This window comes from Dyadobacter sp., assembly GCF_051859145.1.
Taxonomy (GTDB): Bacteria; Bacteroidota; Bacteroidia; order Cytophagales; family Spirosomataceae; genus Dyadobacter.
Genome location: NZ_JBHYGF010000541.1, coordinates 1 through 1,624, shown reverse-complemented (window position 1 = coordinate 1,624; position 1,624 = coordinate 1). Strand labels below are relative to the sequence as shown.

Below are 1,624 nucleotides of genomic sequence, written 5' to 3'. Positions count from 1 at the left end.
ACTCACGCAGGGTGCATTCGATATCAGTTTCGCAGCTATGGAGCGGATCTGGAAGTACGACGGCTCCATGACGCAAATGCCTTCGCCCGAGGCTGTCAGGAAATCGGTCGCGCTGGTGGGTTACCATAATATCATTCTGGACAAAGCGAACTTGACAATTTTTCTGAAACTGAAAGGGATGAAAATCGGCTTTGGTGCATTGGGGGAGGGGTACGCGACGGACAAATGCAGAAGTATGATGCTGGAAAGAGGTATTCAGGCTGGTATCGTAAATGGCTCCGGGGATATGAGCGTGTGGGGAAAGCAGCCCGACGGTCGCGACTGGGTAATCGGGATTAATGATCCCGTGAAACCGGGTGAGTTGTTTGCGGTACTGCCCATTCAGCAAGGCGCGGTTGTTACCTCGGGCAGTTATGAGAAATTTGTAATGCTGGATGGAAAACGCTACTCGCACATTATCAATCCCGCCACGGGCTATCCCGCTACCGGACTGACCAGCGTGACCGTCTTCGGACCAAGCGCCGAAATGGCAAACGGGTTCAGTACTTCCATTATGGTGATGGGAAAAGAGGCTGGATTGGCGCTCCTGAGCAAATATCCCGCATTCAGCTGTGTGATGATCACAGACGATAACCAGGTATCTGCTTCCAAAAACCTCGATATTGCGAAATACAGAAGCAAGCGGAAAAACCGCTGACATTCTTAATAACAATCCATTAAAATCTGGCTTCTTGACTGGTAAAAGCTGACCGGTTTTCCAAGGTGTTTCTGACAGATTTCTTCTAGCAACGCGACTACATTGTTTTGCATTGAAAGCGAGCCGCAAAGCATAATCGCGCCGCCATTTGCCAGTGTTTCGGTCAGCAGTGTTTCATCTTTTGCAAGCAGGTCTTTCACATACTGCTTTTCACCTTCGCGGGAATAGGCCACTTGCAGGCTGCGCAGCTTCTTTTCGTTCCTGCTTTTTTTCAACACATTTTGGTACAATTCAAAAGAAGCCCGGTCGCGAAATCCGCAATACAGGTGACAATCCGCATCCTCGGGCTGCTGATCGATCATTCCTAAAAACGGCGCGATACCGGTTCCGTTGGAAATCATCACCACTGTTTTGCCCGGCCCGGGAAAGTGGAAATGTCCGTTGTTTACGATTTTCGCATCGATGGAAGCACCTGCATCCAGCCGGCAGAGATACTCTGATCCAAGTCCGCCCGCGTGTAGCTTCACACTCAGCTGCACATCATTTCCAATTTTACCAATGGAATAAAGGCGCTCGCGGTGATCGTTTGCAGGATAAATGGCGAGCAAATCGCCGGATGTAAATGCACTTCCTGGCTGCGGGCGCAGGCGTATCAAAAATGATTCTCCGGCACCGGCCACAGGTGTTTTGTCCACAACAGTCAATGCCTGCATAAGCTCCTGTCTTGCTACTGTGAGTCCCGAAGTTACCGAAAGCGGCACGCCCGCGTGCTGTGACCAGTTAGCCGCCCATTGACTGAATTCCTCCGGAGATTTATCATTTACGGTATGAATTTCAACAAGCGGAACCGCCCAATCCTGTTTGGCCAAAAGGGTATCCACCTCGAAAGCAAATTTGCAGAAATCGGGATAAGCATGTGAGCCAAAG

The 1,624-nt window shown here is 50.2% G+C and carries 1 protein-coding gene and 1 pseudogene; one reads left to right on the top strand and one right to left on the bottom strand.

Features of this window, described 5'->3' with window-relative positions; genetic code table 11:
• On the top strand, positions 1-697 hold a 697-nt coding region (locus ACTIE6_RS23600), incomplete at its 5' end, for an FAD:protein FMN transferase (protein WP_439558967.1).
• A 5-nt stretch (positions 698-702) separates the two neighbouring features.
• Here ACTIE6_RS23600 and ACTIE6_RS23595 read toward each other — a convergent pair.
• A pseudogene (locus ACTIE6_RS23595) lies at positions 703-1,624 on the bottom strand (PepSY domain-containing protein); the annotation flags it as partial.